The 1,489-nt window shown below is 37.9% G+C and carries 2 protein-coding genes and 3 pseudogenes; 3 read left to right on the top strand and 2 right to left on the bottom strand.

The annotated features are described in order from the left end of the window. Positions 1-107, top strand: a pseudogene (locus tag E2K74_RS14390) (IS5/IS1182 family transposase); the annotation flags it as partial. Positions 108-194: 87 nt separating this feature from the next. Here the strand turns inward: E2K74_RS14390 and E2K74_RS14395 are convergent. After that, positions 195-326: pseudogene (locus E2K74_RS14395) on the bottom strand (peroxidase); the annotation flags it as partial. 198 nt (positions 327-524) lie between these two features. Here E2K74_RS14395 and E2K74_RS14765 point away from each other — a divergent pair. Together E2K74_RS14765 and E2K74_RS14770 are read left to right on the top strand one after the other, a co-directional pair. Continuing rightward, the gene (locus E2K74_RS14765) at positions 525-821 is read left to right on the top strand and encodes a transposase family protein (protein WP_201798538.1); all 297 of its coding nucleotides are present in this window, start codon (positions 525-527) and stop codon (positions 819-821) included. After that, positions 769-1,239 carry a transposase family protein gene (locus tag E2K74_RS14770; protein WP_201798539.1) on the top strand — a complete coding sequence of 157 codons (471 nt, stop codon included), beginning with the start codon at positions 769-771 and terminating at the stop codon, positions 1,237-1,239. The genes E2K74_RS14765 and E2K74_RS14770 overlap by 53 nt, the downstream gene beginning before the upstream one ends. A 143-nt stretch (positions 1,240-1,382) precedes the next feature. Here E2K74_RS14770 and E2K74_RS14405 read toward each other — a convergent pair. After that, positions 1,383-1,489, bottom strand: a pseudogene (locus tag E2K74_RS14405) (IS5/IS1182 family transposase); the annotation flags it as partial.

Here is a 1,489-nt window from a genome sequence, read left to right on the forward strand (position 1 = left end):
TGAAAACATTTAGAATATTGAGTGAGCGCTATCGAAATAGACGGAAAAGATTCGGCTTACGCATTAATTTAATCGCTGCATTAGTAAACCGAATAAACTCGCAATAAGGACTTTCGCAAGAGGTCTAATAAAAAAGAATTCTCATTCTGATAGTAATTGAAATAAAAAGCCGACTTTCATCGGCTTTTTATTTTTTACCTTTCCAAAACCTCTTCCAGCAACTCCTCACTCGGTGCAAAGTAATACGCACCATCCATTGGAGTCACAAAATGTAGCAAGCGGTCATGGATTCCATCGCCAGACGTACCGAACATGCGCTCTAACATGTATCAGTAATAGATCTCTTCCATAAATCAAAAAACGATCTACTTTTTTTGCTGCTTATTTGTACCGAAAAACCTTCAATATTCCTGCATAATCTGCGGATAAAATACATCGATTTAAAGAAGCTTTCTGAAACACAGTTCAAGCGATACACCGGCATCTCATGGTCAACCTTTGATTTAATGGTTGAGCAATTGAAAATGCATGTTCCTGCCAAAGGCAGACCGCCCAAGTTAAGCCTGGAAGACCAGGTTCTGCTCTGTCTAAGCTATTGGCGGGAATACCGAACCTTATTTCACGTTGCGACGAGCTACGGGGTTTCAGAGCCCACAGCCTCAAGAATTGTCCGTCATGTTGAAGACTGCCTGATTCGGTCCAATCTCTTTAATTTACCCAAAGATTTACCCGAGGGCGAAGACATTGACTGGAATGTGGTGATTGTAGATGCCACAGAAATTCCAATCCAAAGGCCTAAAAAAACAAAAGAAAAGCTATAGCGGCAAGAAAAAGACCCACACCTTCAAAGTACAGGCCATCATTCATTATCAAACTCAAAAAATCCTGAGTTTATGTACGAGTCGTGGTACCGTACATGATTTCGAACTCTTCAAACGTAACTTGAGTCAGATTCCTGCAGGTGCATTTATCCTTGCAGATAAGGGTTATCAGGGAATTTATACAGTGTATCCAAATAGCTTGTTGCCATTAAAAGCAAAGAAGCGCTGTAAACTGGATCCTGAACTAAAAATCTATAATCAGCAAATCAATAAAAGAAGAATTGGGATTGAGCATGTATCTGGCAGTTTGAAAACCTTCAAAATTCTTGCTGAGCGATATCGCAATCGAGGCAAAAGACTGGGATTAAGATTCAATTTAATTGCTGGAATCTATAATTTGGAACTGAGTAAAAAATGACTTATGATAGAAGTCTATTATCTCACGAAAAATTTCAACCTATAGATTTTATGTACCAAAAGTATATTATGAGTTTGCAACCAAACAAAAATTAGATAAAAAATGTCAGTAGAAGATATTTATTAGACCTCTTGCGAAAGTCCTTATTGCGAGTTTATTCGGTTTACTAATGCAGCGATTAAATTAATGCGTAAGCCGAATCTTTTCCGTCTATTTCGATAGCGCTCACTCAATATTCTAAATGTTTTCA

This window comes from Acinetobacter sp. RF15B, from assembly GCF_007558235.1.
In the GTDB taxonomy this organism is placed as follows: domain Bacteria; phylum Pseudomonadota; class Gammaproteobacteria; order Pseudomonadales; family Moraxellaceae; genus Acinetobacter; species Acinetobacter lwoffii_C.